Origin of the sequence: Pseudomonas sp. REST10, assembly GCF_029542605.1 — a bacterium.
Lineage (GTDB): Bacteria > Pseudomonadota > Gammaproteobacteria > Pseudomonadales > Pseudomonadaceae > Aquipseudomonas > Aquipseudomonas khazarica.
On sequence record NZ_CP035677.1, the window covers coordinates 1156114 to 1171092 of the forward strand.

General features: G+C 65.1%; 11 protein-coding genes. 8 read left to right on the top strand and 3 right to left on the bottom strand.

Annotated features, from left to right (window positions below; genetic code table 11):
* Positions 1 to 5 precede the first annotated feature (5 nt).
* Positions 6 to 1604, top strand: a complete 1599-nt coding sequence (locus tag EWH21_RS05290) for a methyl-accepting chemotaxis protein (protein WP_152487895.1) — start codon at positions 6 to 8, stop codon at positions 1602 to 1604.
* A 132-nt stretch (positions 1605 to 1736) separates the two neighbouring features.
* On the opposite strand, the gene EWH21_RS05295 is transcribed toward EWH21_RS05290, so the two are convergent.
* Positions 1737 to 3320 carry a peptide chain release factor 3 gene (locus EWH21_RS05295; protein WP_037046300.1) on the bottom strand — a complete coding sequence of 528 codons (1584 nt, stop codon included), beginning with the start codon at positions 3318 to 3320 and terminating at the stop codon, positions 1737 to 1739.
* Between the two features lie 237 nt (positions 3321 to 3557).
* Between EWH21_RS05295 and EWH21_RS05300 the strand changes: the two genes are divergently transcribed.
* From EWH21_RS05300 to EWH21_RS05325, 6 genes are all read left to right on the top strand, one after another.
* Complete coding sequence (locus EWH21_RS05300) at positions 3558 to 6089, top strand: sulfite reductase flavoprotein subunit alpha (RefSeq protein WP_277699983.1); 2532 nt, start codon at positions 3558 to 3560, stop codon at positions 6087 to 6089.
* 458 nt (positions 6090 to 6547) lie between these two features.
* Positions 6548 to 7711, top strand: a complete 1164-nt coding sequence (locus EWH21_RS05305) for a type III PLP-dependent enzyme (protein WP_037046306.1) — start codon at positions 6548 to 6550, stop codon at positions 7709 to 7711.
* A 127-nt stretch (positions 7712 to 7838) separates the two neighbouring features.
* Positions 7839 to 8507 carry a Fe2+-dependent dioxygenase gene (locus tag EWH21_RS05310; protein ID WP_179553458.1) on the top strand — a complete coding sequence of 223 codons (669 nt, stop codon included), beginning with the start codon at positions 7839 to 7841 and terminating at the stop codon, positions 8505 to 8507.
* 19 nt (positions 8508 to 8526) lie between these two features.
* On the top strand, positions 8527 to 9639 hold the full coding sequence (locus EWH21_RS05315) for an alpha-hydroxy acid oxidase (RefSeq protein ID WP_277699984.1): 1113 nt from the start codon (positions 8527 to 8529) through the stop codon (positions 9637 to 9639).
* A gap of 247 nt (positions 9640 to 9886) precedes the next feature.
* Positions 9887 to 12091, top strand: a complete 2205-nt coding sequence (locus EWH21_RS05320; RefSeq protein WP_152487899.1) for a TonB-dependent siderophore receptor — start codon at positions 9887 to 9889, stop codon at positions 12089 to 12091.
* 153 nt (positions 12092 to 12244) lie between these two features.
* Positions 12245 to 12988: a 5-oxoprolinase subunit PxpA gene (locus EWH21_RS05325; protein WP_152487900.1), complete on the top strand. Its 744-nt coding sequence runs from the start codon at positions 12245 to 12247 to the stop codon at positions 12986 to 12988.
* Here EWH21_RS05325 and EWH21_RS05330 read toward each other — a convergent pair.
* Together EWH21_RS05330 and EWH21_RS05335 are read right to left on the bottom strand one after the other, a co-directional pair.
* The gene (locus EWH21_RS05330) at positions 12970 to 13272 is read right to left on the bottom strand and encodes a DUF2218 domain-containing protein (RefSeq protein ID WP_037046322.1); all 303 of its coding nucleotides are present in this window, start codon (positions 13270 to 13272) and stop codon (positions 12970 to 12972) included. The two genes, EWH21_RS05325 and EWH21_RS05330, sit on opposite strands and share 19 nt — an antisense overlap.
* Before the next feature lie 49 nt (positions 13273 to 13321).
* A complete protein-coding gene (locus tag EWH21_RS05335; protein WP_277699985.1) occupies positions 13322 to 13963 on the bottom strand; it encodes an NAD(P)-dependent oxidoreductase in 642 nt (213 codons plus the stop codon).
* Positions 13964 to 14064: 101 nt separating this feature from the next.
* Here EWH21_RS05335 and EWH21_RS05340 point away from each other — a divergent pair, with 101 nt between their 5' ends.
* Positions 14065 to 14952, top strand: a complete 888-nt coding sequence (locus tag EWH21_RS05340; RefSeq protein WP_152487902.1) for a LysR family transcriptional regulator — start codon at positions 14065 to 14067, stop codon at positions 14950 to 14952.
* Positions 14953 to 14979 lie beyond the last annotated feature (27 nt).

The following is a 14979-nucleotide window of genomic DNA, read 5'->3' on the forward strand; positions in this document are numbered from 1 at the left end:
AGCTGGTGAATATCACCATTACGCGTTTGATGTGGGGCAGTGCGCTGTTCATCCTGTTGACTGCACTGGGCCTGGCGGTCTGGATGAGCCGCGCCATCGATGCACTGGAAGTGGGCGAGGCGTATGCCGCGCAGCTGACCGAGGCGCGCGAGAGTACCCAGGAACTGCGTTACAACCTGGCCCAGGTGCAGCAGTTCTACACCGACGCCAGCCTGACCCAAGAAGACGAGCCGGCAGGCGAAGCCGCCGAGCATTACCGCAAGGCCAAGGCGCTGCTGGAAAAACTTCGCACTCTGCTGCCGGACTATGCCAGCCAGCTGAGCGCCCTGATCGAGCCGATCGATCAGCTCGATGACACCGGCAAACGTATGTACCAGGCTTACAGCAAGCAGGGCAAAGAGGCTGGCGATCAGGTAATGGAAGCCTTCGATGCGCAGTCGGCCACGGTCATCGCTCGTTTCAACGAATTACAACAGCCGCTGGGTGAGGAGTTCGACCGCGTTCATCAGAGCAACACCGATTACCTCGACGAAATGCACAGCGTCACCCTGGGTGCGCTGATGCTAATTGTGGCGGTGATCTTTGCAGCACTGATGCTGATCAATCGTCGCGTGCTACCGCCGATTCGCCGTCTCAGCCATACCCTGGAGGGGCTGGCTTCCGGCTCCGGCGATCTGACTCGGGTGATCCAGCGTGAGAATGATGACGAAATCGGCGCGGTGGTCGATGCCTTCAACCAGTTCAGCCGCAACCTGCGTGAGCAGATCGCCACTGTGGGCGAGGTGGCTGGCACCTTGGAACATTCTTCCGGGCAACTGATCAGTGATGCCCAAGCCTCCGAGCGCAGCGCCGAGGTGCTGCGCAGCGAGATCGATCAGGTAGTCACCGCTGTGCACCAGATGTCCGTTACCGTGCAGGGCGTGGCCGAGCATGCGCGTGGCAGTTCCGAGCAGACCGCCGAGGCTGATCGCGAAGTGCGCGCGGCCCTCAAGGTGATCGACAGCACCATTAGCGATATACGCCAACTGGCGGGTGAGGTGGGCAGCGCAGCGCGGGTGATCGGTGAGCTGGAAACCCACGCTCAGGAAATCGGCGGCGTGCTGGAAGTTATCCGTACCATTGCCGAACAGACCAACCTGCTGGCACTCAATGCTGCCATCGAGGCAGCGCGGGCCGGCGAACAGGGGCGCGGATTTGCTGTGGTGGCCGACGAGGTGCGCACTTTGGCCAGTCGCACCCAGGCCTCCACCGAGGAAATCAACAGCATGATCCAGCGTTTGCAGACCGCCTCACGTGAAGCGGTTGAGGTCATGCATTCCAGCCAGAAACATGCCGAAAACGGCGTGACGCAGGCGGAAACCGCAGGCAAGGCGCTGGGCAGCATTGGCGGGCTGGTCGAGACGGTTTCGCGCAGCAGCCTGCAGATCGCCGAGGCGGCACGTGAGCAGTCGCAGGTCAGCGACGAGATCAACCAGCGTGTGGCCAATCTGGGCGAGGAGGCGGCGCGTAGCGTGGGGCTGGCGGAAAATACCTTGCAGCGCGGGCGCCATGCTGGGGAAAACTCACAGCGCTTGCACGGCATTGTTGGCCGTTTCCGCTACTAGGATATGGATGAAACGAGCCTGCGTGCGGCGAGGCTGCGTTGAAACGGGCTGGTATGCCAGCCCAGTTGCAGAGCCGAGCAGAACGTGTGCCCTGCAGCAGAAAGACGGCCCGCAAAGCGGGCCGTCTTTCTATCAGTGATGCTCGCGGGTGGCGCGGAACTTGACCTCCGGCCAACGCTCTTCCATCAGGCTGAGGTTGACGCGGGTCGGGGCCAGGTAGGTGAGGTGGCCGCCGCCGTCGACGGCGAGGTTCTCGTAGGCCTTGTCCTTGAACTCCTTGAGCTTCTTCTCGTCGCTGCATTCGATCCAGCGGGCGGACCAGACGTTGATCGCCTCGTACGCGCATTCCACCTTGTATTCCTCTTTCAGGCGGCTGGCGACCACGTCGAACTGCAGCACACCGACCGCACCGAGGATGATGTCGTTGTTGCGCTCGGGGAAGAACACCTGGGTCGCGCCTTCCTCGGCCAGTTCCTGCAGGCCCTGACGCAGCTGCTTGGATTTCAGCGGGTCCTTCAGGCGTACGCGGCGGAACAGTTCCGGGGCGAAGTGCGGGATACCGGTGAAGCCGAGGTTCTCGCCTTCGGTGAAGGTGTCGCCGATCTGGATGGTGCCGTGGTTGTGCAGGCCGATGATGTCGCCGGCATAGGCTTCTTCCAGGTGCTCACGCTCGCTGGAGAAGAAGGTCAGCGCATCGCCGACGCGCACGTCCTTGCCCAGGCGGGCGTGGCGCATCTTCATGCCCTGGGTGTACTTGCCCGAGCAGATGCGCATGAAGGCGATGCGGTCGCGGTGTTTCGGGTCCATGTTCGCCTGGATCTTGAACACGAAGCCGGAGAACTTCTCCTCGGTCGGCTCCACGCTGCGCTCGTTGGCCACGCGTGCCAGCGGGCGCGGGGCCCAGTCGACCACGGCGTCGAGCACATGGTCGACACCGAAGTTGCCCAGTGCGGTGCCGAAGAATACCGGGGTCATCGCGCCCTTGAGGAAGGCCTCGGGGTCGAACTCGTGGCAGGCACCCTGGACCAGTTCCAGCTCTTCGACGAAGCGCTCGTACATGTCGCCGAGGTGCGCGCGCGCCTCGTCGGAGTCGAGGCTCTGGATGATCTTGGCTTCGGTGCGCTCGTGGCCGTGACCGGGGGTGTAGACGATGATGTAGTCGCCGGTCAGGTGGTAGACGCCCTTGAAGTCCTTGTAGCAGCCGATCGGCCAGGTGATCGGCGCGGCCTTGATGTTGAGCACCGCCTCGATCTCGTCGAGCAGCTCGATGGGGTCGCGGATGTCGCGGTCGAGTTTGTTGATGAAGCTGACGATGGGGGTGTCGCGCAGGCGGCAGACATCCATCAGGGCGATGGTCCGCGGCTCGACGCCCTTGCCGCCGTCGAGCACCATCAGCGCCGAGTCCACCGCGGTCAGGGTGCGGTAGGTGTCTTCGGAGAAGTCTTCGTGGCCGGGGGTGTCGAGCAGGTTGATCATGTGCTCGCGGTAGGGGAACTGCATCACCGAGGTGGTGATGGAGATGCCGCGCTGCTTCTCCATCTCCATCCAGTCGGACGTGGCATGGCGGTCGGACTTGCGCGACTTCACGGTCCCTGCGACTTCGATGGCCTTGCCCATCAGCAGCAGTTTCTCGGTGATGGTGGTCTTACCGGCGTCCGGGTGGGAAATGATGGCGAACGTACGGCGCTTGGCGACTTCGGCGGCCTGGGTGGTCATGAATGCGTGCCTGGATGGAATCGTTGAGGGCGCCTTGGCGCCCGGAAAACTGGCGATTATACCGATAACTGCAGGCTCTGGCCGAGGGGCGGCCATCGGGTTTCAGGTGCGCTGGCCGGGCAGGAGAGTCGCGCAGGCTGCGAATGCGTAAAAATCGCGTAAATAAATGGTTATGAAAATTATTCCCATATAGAGTAGCCGCCCGTCGCAAAGGGTCAGGGTAGGGGTGGCGCCGTCGTGTTCAAGAAAATCATCTTCCAGTTGCATTGGTTCTTCGGCATCAGCGCCGGCCTGGTGCTGGCCGTCATGGGCATCACCGGCGCGCTCTACAGTTTCGAGGGCGAGATCACCCGGGCGCTCAATGCCGAGCGCTGGCAGATCGAGCCGAGCGAGCAGGGCCACCTTGCGCCGCGCGAACTGGTGTCGCGGATCGAGGCCGTGACCGCTGATCGCGTCACCGGCTTGTGGGTCGATACCCGGCATGACGGGCCGGGCATGGCCTTTCTCGCGCCGCCGCCAGGCGAGCGACGCGGGCCGCGCATCGCGTTCGACCCCTACACCGGCGAGGTGCTGGCCGAGCCGATCGGCCAGGACTTCTTCCACCTGATGCTGATGCTGCACCGCTTCCTGTCGATGGGGGAGGTGGGCAAGCAGATCACCGCCGCCAGCACCCTGGCGCTGATTTTCTTCTGCCTGTCCGGTCTCTACCTGCGCTGGCCGCGCAAGGCTCTGAACTGGCGCACCTGGCTGACCCTGGACTGGAAGAAGAAAGGCCGTGGCTTCAACTGGGACCTGCACGCGGTGGCCGGCACCTGGGTGCTGCTGTTCTACCTCTGCGCGGGGCTCACCGGCCTGTACTGGTCCTATGAGTGGTACCGCGAAGGGCTGACGCGCATGCTCTCCGACACGGCGCCGGAGAAGCGCGGGGAAGGCCGTGGCCGGGGTGGCCGTGACGCGGGCAACGGCCCGGCCCCCGAAGTCGACTACGACGCCGTCTGGCAGAGTATCCAGCAGGCCGCCGGCCCCGGCCTGGTCGCCTGGAACCTGCGCTTGCCAGCCGTGGCCGGGCAGCCGGGGACCGTCTTCTACATGCTCGACGGCGCCGACCATGTGCGCGCCTTCAACCAGTTCCAGATCGACCCGAAAAGCGGCGCGGTCAGCCGCCATGAGCGCTATGCCGACAAGAGTTTCAAGGCGCAGCTGCTGGCCAGCGTCTATGCGCTGCATGTCGGCGAGTACTTCGGCATGCCGGGGCGCATCCTGATGATGCTGGCCACGGCGGCCATGCCGCTGTTCTTCATCACCGGCTGGCTGCTGTACCTGGATCGCCGGCGCAAGAAGCGGGCTGCGCTGGCGGCGCGCAGCTCGCTCAAGGACGAGGACTCGGCAGGTGGCTGGCTGGTGGGGTTCGCCAGCCAGAGCGGCTTTGCCGAGCAGCTGGCCTGGCAGAGTGCCGGCCAGCTGCAGGCCGCCGGTATCCCGGTGCGGGTCGAACCGCTGTCACGCCTGGATGCCGACAGCCTGCGCCAGACGCAGAAGGCGCTGTTCGTGGTCAGCACCTTCGGTGATGGCGAGGCGCCGGATGCCGCGCAGGGCTTCGAGCGCAAGGTGCTGGCGGGTTCGGTGCCTCTCGAGCAACTGAGCTATGCGGTGCTGGCGCTGGGTGACCGGCAGTATCAGCACTTCTGTGGCTTCGCCCGGCGCATCAACGCCTGGCTGGGGCTGCAGGGCGCTCGGCCGCTGTTCGACAGCATTGAGGTGGATGGCGCCGACCATGCGGCACTGCAGCGCTGGCAGCAGCAGTTGAGCGACCTGACCGGTGCGGCGCCGATGCGCTTCGAAGAGACGCCCTGGCAGAACTGGACGCTCGCCGAGCGCCGCCTGCTCAACCACGGCAGTCAGGGCGCGCCGGTGTACTTCATCGGCCTGACGCCGCCTGCGCAGAGCGACTGGCAGGCCGGCGACATCCTGGAGATCCGTCCGCGCCACGGGGCCGCCGCCGTGCAGGCCTGGCTGCAGCACTCCGGCTTCGACGGCAGCGAGCCGGTGACGCTGGATGGCCAGGCGACCAGCCTGCGTGAGGCCCTGGCCGAGCGCCAGTTGCCAGGCAGCTTCGCCCACCTGGTCGGGCTGCATGCCCAGGCGCTGGTCGATGCCCTGGTGCCGCTGGGGGCGCGCGACTACTCCATTGCCTCGGTGGCAGCCGACGCTGTGCTGCAGCTGATCGTGCGCCAGGCCGTACAGGCGGGTGGCCGCCTGGGCCTGGGGTCCGGCTGGCTGAGCGAGTACCTGCCCGTGGGCGGGCAGCTGCTGGCGCGGGTGCGGCGCAACACCGGTTTCCATCTGCCGGAGGATGATCGTCCGCTGATCCTGATCGGCAATGGCACCGGCCTGGCCGGGCTGCGCTCGTTGCTGCGGGCGCGTGCGCTGGCAGGCCAGAGGCGCAACTGGCTGCTGTTCGGCGAGCGCAGTCGCGCCTGCGACTTCTTCTGCGGCGACGAGCTGCAGGCGGCGCTGGAGTCCGGCGACCTGCAGCATCTGGACCTGGCCTTCTCCCGCGACCAGGCCCGCAAGCACTATGTGCAGGACCTGCTGCGCGAGCACAGCGCACGTCTGCTTGCCTGGCTGGACGAGGGCGCGGCGATCTACGTGTGCGGCAGCCTCGACGGCATGGCCGGCGGTGTCGATGTGGCACTGCGTGAGGTGCTCGGCAACGAGTGCGTGCAGCAACTGGTCGAGGACGGACGTTACCGGCGCGACGTGTACTGAATCGAGGTCGTTCCGGCATGGCAATCGGGAGGTCGGCGTGCACCCGGTTGCCATGCCGCTGACATCTCTCTCGTCTAGACTTGGCAGAGGCTGGAAGCCGCGTCCGTTCAGCATTTCCGCCTGTTCTGTGTGATATCCGGAACGTTTGCCAGGGCCGCTCCAGATAGGGGGAATTTCCGGTTGATCTGACGGGCGCATGGTCTTAAAGTCCGCGCCCGAACGTCCATGCTGGAAACGATCCATCCGGCTCAAGTACTGACGACGAGAGATCGCTGGTGGCCCACCGCGATCAGTGATGCTCGGCGACATGCCTTGGGAAGTAGGCGAACCAAAGTGGGGAAACTGTCAGACGTTCAGGCTCGCGCGTTGCGCGGCCAGCCCCGACACGTAGCGGAACCTGTCAGGCGTTTCGCTGCCCGAATTCATGTGTTCCTGGTTTTGCCATTGGAGTCCCCAGCATGTCGATCAAGGTCGAAGACTACTACGCACCCGCCACTTTCCAGCGCATGAAGGCATTCGCCGATCAGCACGAGACCCCCTTCGTGGTGATCGACCGGCAGATCATCGCCGATGCCTATGACCAGCTGGGCAACTGCTTCCCGTTCGCCAAGATCTATTACGCGGTCAAGGCCAACCCGGCCATCGAGATCATCGAGCTGCTGCGCGACAAGGGCTCGAGCTTCGACATCGCCTCGATCTACGAGCTGGACAAGGTCATGAGCGCAGGTGTCGGCCCGGAGCGCATCAGCTACGGCAACACCATCAAGAAGTCCCGCGACATTCGCTACTTCTACGACAAGGGCGTGCGCCTGTTCGCCACCGACTCCGAAGCCGACCTGCGCAACATCGCCAAGGCGGCGCCGGGTTCGAAGATCTACGTGCGCATCCTCACCGAAGGTTCGACCAGCGCCGACTGGCCGCTGAGCCGCAAGTTCGGCTGCCAGCCGGACATGGCGCTGGACCTGCTGATCCTGGCCAAGCAGCTGGGCCTGGTGCCGTACGGCATTTCCTTCCATGTCGGTTCGCAGCAGCGCGACATCGACGTGTGGGATGCCGCCATCGCCAAGGTCAAGGTGATCTTCGAGCGTCTCAAGGAAGAAGACGGCATCACCCTGCAGATGATCAACATGGGCGGCGGCTTCCCGGCCAACTACATCCAGCGCACCAACGACCTGGAAACCTACGCCGAGGAGATCACCCGCTTCCTCAAGGAAGACTTCGGTGACGAACTGCCGGAGATCATCCTCGAGCCGGGTCGTTCGCTGATCGCCAACGCCGGCGTGCTGGTCTCCGAAGTGGTGCTGGTGGCGCGCAAGTCGCGTACCGCCGTGGAGCGCTGGGTATACGCCGACGTCGGCAAGTTCAGCGGCCTGATCGAAACCATGGACGAGGCCATCAAGTTCCCCATCTGGACCGAGAAGAAGGGCGAGATGGAAGAAGTGGTGATCGCCGGCCCGACCTGCGACAGCGCCGACATCATGTACGAGAACTACAAGTACGGCCTGCCGCTGAACCTGGCCAGCGGTGATCGTCTGTACTGGCTCTCCACCGGTGCCTACACCACCAGCTACAGCGCCGTGGAGTTCAATGGCTTTCCGCCGCTGAAGTCCTACTACCTGTAAGGCCCGACGCTGTCTGCAAGCGCCCACCTCGTGTGGGCGTTTTCATTTCTGTCGCGCATGGCTGTTGTTTGGTGCGCCAGTTATTTAGAATCATTATCACTTTTGCTCTTTGCCCTGGAGCGGCACCATGATGCTGATCATCCCCGATGTGCTCGATGCCGAGCAGTTGCGCGATTGCCGTGCGGCGCTCGAGACGGCGAGCTGGCAGGACGGGCGCCTGACCGCCGGGCACCAGGCGGTGCACGCCAAGACCAATCAGCAACTGGCGCAGAACGACCCGCTGACGCAGCAGCTTGGCGACTTCCTGCTCGAATGCCTGAGTCGCAACCCGCGCTTCATGGCTGCTGCCCTGCCGCTCAAGGTGGTGCCGCCGCGCTTCAATCGCTATGCCGGCGGAGGCCAGTACGGCGACCACATCGACAATGCGATCTTCAGCGTGCCGGGGACCTCGCAGCGTATCCGCGCCGACCTGTCGGCGACGCTGTTCTTCAACGAACCCGACGAGTACGACGGCGGCGAACTGGTGACGCGCGAGCGGCGGATCAAGCTGCCGGCCGGACACCTGGTGCTGTACTCCAGTGGCAGCCTGCATCGCGTCGAGCCGGTCACTCGCGGTGCGCGTCTGGCCTCGTTCTTCTGGCTGCAGAGCCTGGTGCGCCAGGATGACCAGCGCGAGCTGCTGCTGGAGCTCGACGACAGCATCCAGGCGCTGCGCCTGCAGGTGCCGGACAGCCCCGAGCTGCTGCGCCTGACCGGGCTGTATCACAACCTGCTGCGGCAGTGGTCGCAGACCTGAGTCGCCATCGAGAGTCGCCATGCCCCTTGCCCCGCTGCAACAGATTCCCGCTGACATCGCCGCCGTCGGCGACTACCAGGCCTATGCCCGCGAACGCATGAGCGAGCAGGCCTGGGCCTACCTGGCCGGAGGGGCGGCGGATGAGCTGACCCTGCAGGACAATCGCCAGGCGTTCGATCGGCTGCGCCTGCGCAGTCGCGTGCTGCAGGACCTGCGCGGTGGCAACACGCGCCTGCGCCTGTTCGGTCAGGACTACGAGCATCCGATCTTCGTTGCGCCGGTGGCCTATCAGAAGCTGGCCCATGCCGACGGCGAGCTGGCCTGCGTGCTGGGCGCCAGTGCGCTGCGTGCCGGCATGGTGGTCAGCACCCAGGCCAGCATCGAGCTGGAAACCATCGCGGCGCAGGCGCAGACACCGCTGTGGTTCCAGCTGTACATCCAGCCCGATCGTGACTTCACCGCCGCCCTGGTGCGGCGCGCCGAAGCCGCCGGTTATCGTGCCCTGGTGCTGACGGTGGACGCGCCGGTCAGCGGCATCCGCAACCGTGAGCAGCGCGCGGGCTTCGCCTTGCCCGCCGGTATCGAAGCGGTGAATCTGCGCGGCATGCGCCCGCTGGCGGTCAGCGCCGATCCGTCCGCCAGCAGTCTGTTGCTCGGCGGACCACTGCTCAACGCCGCGCCGACCTGGGCCGACCTGGCCTGGCTGCGCGCGCAGACGCGCCTGCCGATCCTGCTCAAGGGCATCCTCAGCGCCGCCGATGCCGAGCAGGCGCTGGCGGCTGGGGTCGATGGGCTGATCGTGTCCAACCACGGCGGCCGCACGCTCGATGGCCTGCCGGCGACCATCGAGGCGCTGCCGGAGGTGGCGGCCGCGGTGCAGGGACGTGTGCCGGTGCTGCTCGATGGCGGGATCCGCCGTGGCACCGACATCCTCAAGGCGCTGGCCCTGGGCGCCGACGCGGTGCTGGTGGGCCGGCCGTGCATCTTCGCCCTGGCCGTAGCCGGTGCGGTGGGGGTGGCGCATGTGCTGCAGCTGTTGCGCGCCGAACTGGAGGTGGCGATGGCACTGACCGGCTGCGCCGATCTGGCCAGCATCGGCCCGCAGACGATCTGGACGCCACACAGCTGCTGAGGTCCTTGCACGCGCTGCGCAAAGGAACTGCTCCGTCCTGATGGGTGGTTCGTGCGCAGATGCCAGATAAGAATGCATTTAATAGTGTTTCTTATTTGACATAAATTTATTTACAAATAATATACGTTCTCTTTTAGGGGCGGGGCCGTTTCAGGCCCTGTGCCAGGGCGTTGTGCGGGGGATTTCTACGGATTCCTCTGTACATGTTTGTAAATAATTATCATTACATATTGACAGGTTATCTCAAATGCGTGCCACGAACTACGATCAGGTTTTGCCCGTCAAACGCGTGCTGGCCACTGCCATCGGCCTGGCCATTGCCTCGCTGACGCTGCCGGCGCTGGCGGACGAGTCGCTCAAGCTGGACAGCGTCACGGTCAAGGGTGAGCAGGAAGGTGACTACAAGACCGAGTCGGTCTCGTCGCCCAAGTACACCGCGCCGCTGCTGGACACCCCGCAGACCGTCACCGTGGTACCGCAGAAGATAATCGCCGAGCAGCAGGCGCTGAGCCTGCGCCAGGTGCTGTCCAACGTTTCCGGCATCACCTTCACCGCCGGTGAGGGTGGTGGTGGTTCCGGTGACAGCATCAACATCCGTGGCTTCAGCGCCAACGCCAACATGCAGATCGACGGCCTGCGCGACAGCGCGCAGACCAACCGCACCGACACCTTCAACATCGAGTCGGTCGAGGTCATCAAGGGCCCCAACTCGGTATTCGGCGGCAGCGGTACCACCGGCGGCAGCATCAACCAGGTGACCAAGGCGCCTCGCCTGCGTGACTTCACCCAGATCGGCGCCAGCATCGGCACCGACAGCTACCGCCGCTTGACCCTGGACAGCAACCAGACCCTCGACGGCCTGGGTACCGACAGTGCCTTCCGGCTCAACCTGATGACGCACGAAAACGACGTGGCCGGCCGCGACGAGATCGACCGCAAGCGTTGGGGCATCGCGCCGTCGCTGGCCCTGGGCCTGAGCGAGGACACCCGCCTGACCCTCAGCTACTTCCACCAGACCGACGACATCCTGCCGGACTACGGTGTGCCGGCCATCGATGGCAAGAAGGTCGCCGGGGTGGACCGCGAGAGTTACTTCGGCTGGAAGAACCTGGACAAGGACGACATCAAGACCGACTCCTTCACCATCAAGCTCGAGCACGCCTTCAACGACAGCCTGAGCCTGCAGAACCTCACCCGCTACAGCCAGATCGACCGCAACACGGTGATCTCCGCCTCGCACGTCAACACCACCGGCGTACCGGCCGGCAACTACCTGCCGGCCGGCCCGCAGGCCTATGGGCGTGACGTGAACAGCAAGATGCTGATCAACCAGACCAACCTGCGTGCCGACTTCGACACCTTCGGTCTGCAGCACAGCCTGTCCACCGGGGTGGAAATCTCCCGCGAGGACTACGATCGCCTGACCTACAACCATGGCCTGGGCACCGCGCTCTACCCGACTGGTGGCTACTCGCTGGGCAACCCGCCGGGCTACTGGAACGGTGCGGTCAACAAGACCATGAGCGCGGATACGTCGACCCGCCTCGACAACCAGGCGGTGTACGTGTTCGACACCATCGCCCTGAACTCCGACTGGGACCTGAGCCTGGGGCTGCGCTACGACTGGATCGAAGGCGACTACAAGAACACCGCGCTGCCGGCCGGCACCCTGACCAAGCTCGACACCCGCGACGAAGAACTCAGCGGGCGCATCGGCCTGGTCTACAAGCCGGTCGACAATGGCCGCATCTACGTGGCCTACGGCACCTCCTTCAACCCGTCGGCCGAATACCTGGCGACCACCGGCAGCGGCGTTTCGGACGCGACCTCAGGCCTCGATCCGGAGAAGAACAAGACCTGGGAGCTGGGTACCAAGTGGGAACTGCTCGACCGTCGCCTGGAGCTGGATGCGGCGATCTTCCGGGTAGAAAAGACCAATGCCCGCGAAACCATGGCTGACGGCAGCACCCAGCTGGCAGGCAAGCAGCGCGTCGAGGGGATCGAGGTGGGGCTGACCGGCCATGTCACCGAGCGCTGGGACGTGTTCGCCAACTACACCGTACTCAGCAGCGAGACCCTCGAAGCGGCCGACACCGCCGCCGGCATCGCCCGCGAGGGTCAGGCCCTGGCCAACACGCCGCCGCGTTCGTTCAACCTGTGGACCTCCTACCAGCTGCCGGCCGGCTGGTCGCTGGGTTACGGCGCCCGCTATGTCAGCGAGCGCAACGTCAGCTCCAGCAGCAACGCCAAGCTGGACTCCTACTGGTTGCACAACGCGATGGTCGGCTACAAGGTCAACGACAACGTCGACCTGCAGCTGAACCTCAACAACCTGTTCGACGAAGACTACGTGGAGCGCGTTCGCCAGACGCCGGGCACCGGTGCCCGTTCCTCGGCCATCGAGTACGGCGACGGCCGTTCGGCGATCCTCTCGGCGACCTACAGCTTCTGAGTCCGCCTCCGGCGTGCCGACAGGCACGCCCGGTTGTCCAACGCCCCGGCTGGTCCGGGGCGTTGGCGTTCATGCAGGTTGGCGTGTCGGGTACCACCGTGCGGAAGCGGGGCGCGCGCTGGACTTTGCCGTCGTCCGTCTTATGCTGCGTGGATGAAGCGAATACTGCTCAACTGTGACATGGGCGAGGGCTTTGGCGCCTGGCGCATGGGTGACGACGCGCTGGCCATGCCGCTGATCGATCAGGCCAACCTGGCCTGTGGCTTCCACGCGGGTGATCCACTGATCATGGCGCGTAGCGTCGCGCTGGCCATCGAGCATGGCGTGAGCGTCGGTGCACACCCTTCCTACCCCGACCTGCAGGGTTTCGGGAGGCGCCACCTGCAGTGTTCGCCGGAAGAAGTGCGTGCCCTGATGCTGTATCAGATCGGCGCGCTGGATGCCTTCTGCCGTGCTGCGGGCGGCCAGCTGGCCTATGTCAAACCCCATGGCGCGCTGTACAACGACCTGGTGCTCGACGACGCCTTGCTGATGGCGGTGCTCGATGCCTGTGCCAGTTATCGCAGGGGCTTGCCCCTGATGGTGTTGGCCCTGGCCGACAACAGCCGCGAGCTGCGCCTGGCGGACGAGGCGGATGTACCGCTGATGTTCGAGGCGTTCGCCGATCGCGCCTATCTCTCCGATGGCCGGCTGGCACCGCGACGTCTCGCGGACGCGGTGCACCAGGACCCTGAACGCATACTGGAGCAGGCCGTGACCATCGCCCGTGGCGAGGCCTTTGCCGACATCGATGGCAAGCCGCTACGCCTGCGTGCGGACAGCCTCTGCGTGCACGGCGACAACCCCGAGTCGCTGGCCGTGCTGCGGCGCCTGCGCGCTCAGCTGGATGCGCTCTGAGGTTGCCAGTCCAGGGTCAGCGCTTCCTGCCAGGCGAACCGCTCGAAGTGGCTGGCGACGACAGCTTGCAGGCGTTGCAGGTCATCCGCGTTGCCACTCTCGACCTGCAGACGCAAACCCTGTTCTTCGGCCTGCAAGGTGGCCAGGCCCGAGTCGAACTCGATGCGGCCCTGCTGCTCGTCGAAACTGACTGGAATCTTGTGTGCGAAGTGTTTGCACAGACGGCTGATGTAACGTGCCGGTGTGTCGGTCGCGACGAAGGCACTGCTGCTCAATGGATTCATGGTGACTCCTGATCGGGTGCGCGCTGCGCACCCTGTCTGTGGGCTGAGGTCAGTACGCCAGGGTGAAACGCTGGCGGATGTGCTGTGGCTGCTCCGCTTCGTCGATCAGCGCGACGGCCAGGTCGGCCACGGAGACGCTGCCGGGCTCGTCGCCGTTCATCAGCAGCTCGTCGTTGCCGAGGCGGAACTTGCCGGTACGCGGACCAGGCACGAGCAGGGCGGCTGGCGAGAGGAACGTCCATTCCAGTGCCTGTTCGTCACGCAGCAGGTTGAGGACCTGGCGGGCACCTTCTGCACCTTCCTTGTATTCGGCGGGAAAGTCCGCTGTGTCGATCAGCTGGAGACCGGGGGCCACGTACAGGCTGCCCGCCCCGCCGACCACCAGCAGGCGCTGGGTGCCCGCCTGCTTGCTCGCCGCGATGATTGAGCGGCTGCCGCTGATGAACTGCTCGCGGATGTCCGCCACTCCCCAGCCCGGGTTGAAGGCGCTGATCACCACGTCATGGCCTCGCAGCTGTTCGGCCAGTTTGGCGGTGTCCTGCACGTTCGCCTGTACGGCGCTCAGGCGAGGGTGGGCGGCGAGTTTTTCCGGGTGGCGCACCAGCGCGGTGACCTGATGTCCGCGCTGCAGCGCTTCCTGCAACAGGGGGGCGCCGACATAACCAGTGGCGCCGATCAGAGCGATCTTCATGGGGTGGACCTCGAGTAGTGGGGGGGGAACACATGATCGCTGCTGGATAAACCCAGGAAAAAGTGGCTTCATGAACTGGAATAGTTAAGCAGGACTTCATAATGGAGCAGCTCAAGCGCATGGCGCTGTTCGCCACCGTGGTGGAAAAGGGCTCGATGGTCGGCGCAGGAGAAGCCATGGGCATGTCGGCTTCTGCGGTCAGTCAGCAGGTGCGTCGACTGGAGGAGGCCACGGGGGTCACGCTGTTGCACCGCACCACCCGCAAGCTGACCCTGACCGAGGCCGGCGCAACCTTCTATGACAGCTGTCGACAGATCGTCGAGCTGGCGCAGCGCGCCGAGCAGCGCCTGGCCGAGCAGCGGGATGCGCCGGTCGGGGAGCTGCGCGTCGCGGCCCCGGTCGGCTTTTCCGGGCCGCTGCTGTGCGAGGCGCTGGCCCCGCTGCTGAGCACCCACCCCGGCCTCAGCCTGACGCTGTTCTTTCAGGACGAGCAGATCGATCTGGTCGAGTCGCGCATCGATCTGGCCATCCGTGTCGGGCGCCAGGAGGACTCCAGTCTGGTCGCTCGCCACATCGTGAACTGGCGTTTGCTGCTGTGCGCTGCGCCGGCCTACCTGGCGCGTGCCGGTCTGCCGAGCGAACCGCAGCAGTTGCTGGCGTTGGACTGGATCGGCCTGCACCTCGAACGCATCCAGCACCTGGTATTGCAGGGCCCCGCTGGCGTGCAGCAGCGGCTGCGCCTGGAGAGCCGCGTCACCTGCAACAACATCCTGGCGTCGCGCCAGTTCACCCTGGCCGGCATGGGCGTGTCGTTGCAGCCCGAGGCGGAAATCCGCGGGCTGCTGGCCAGTGGCGAGCTGCTGCCCCTGCTGCCCGACTGGCAGCTGGAACCGGTGGGCCTGTACATCGTCACGCCGCGCCGCGATGCTCAGCCCGCCAAGGTGCGCTATGCCATCGAGGCACTCAGACGGCACCTGATCAATGCGTGATGATCGACTCAGGCTGTGCGAGGATGG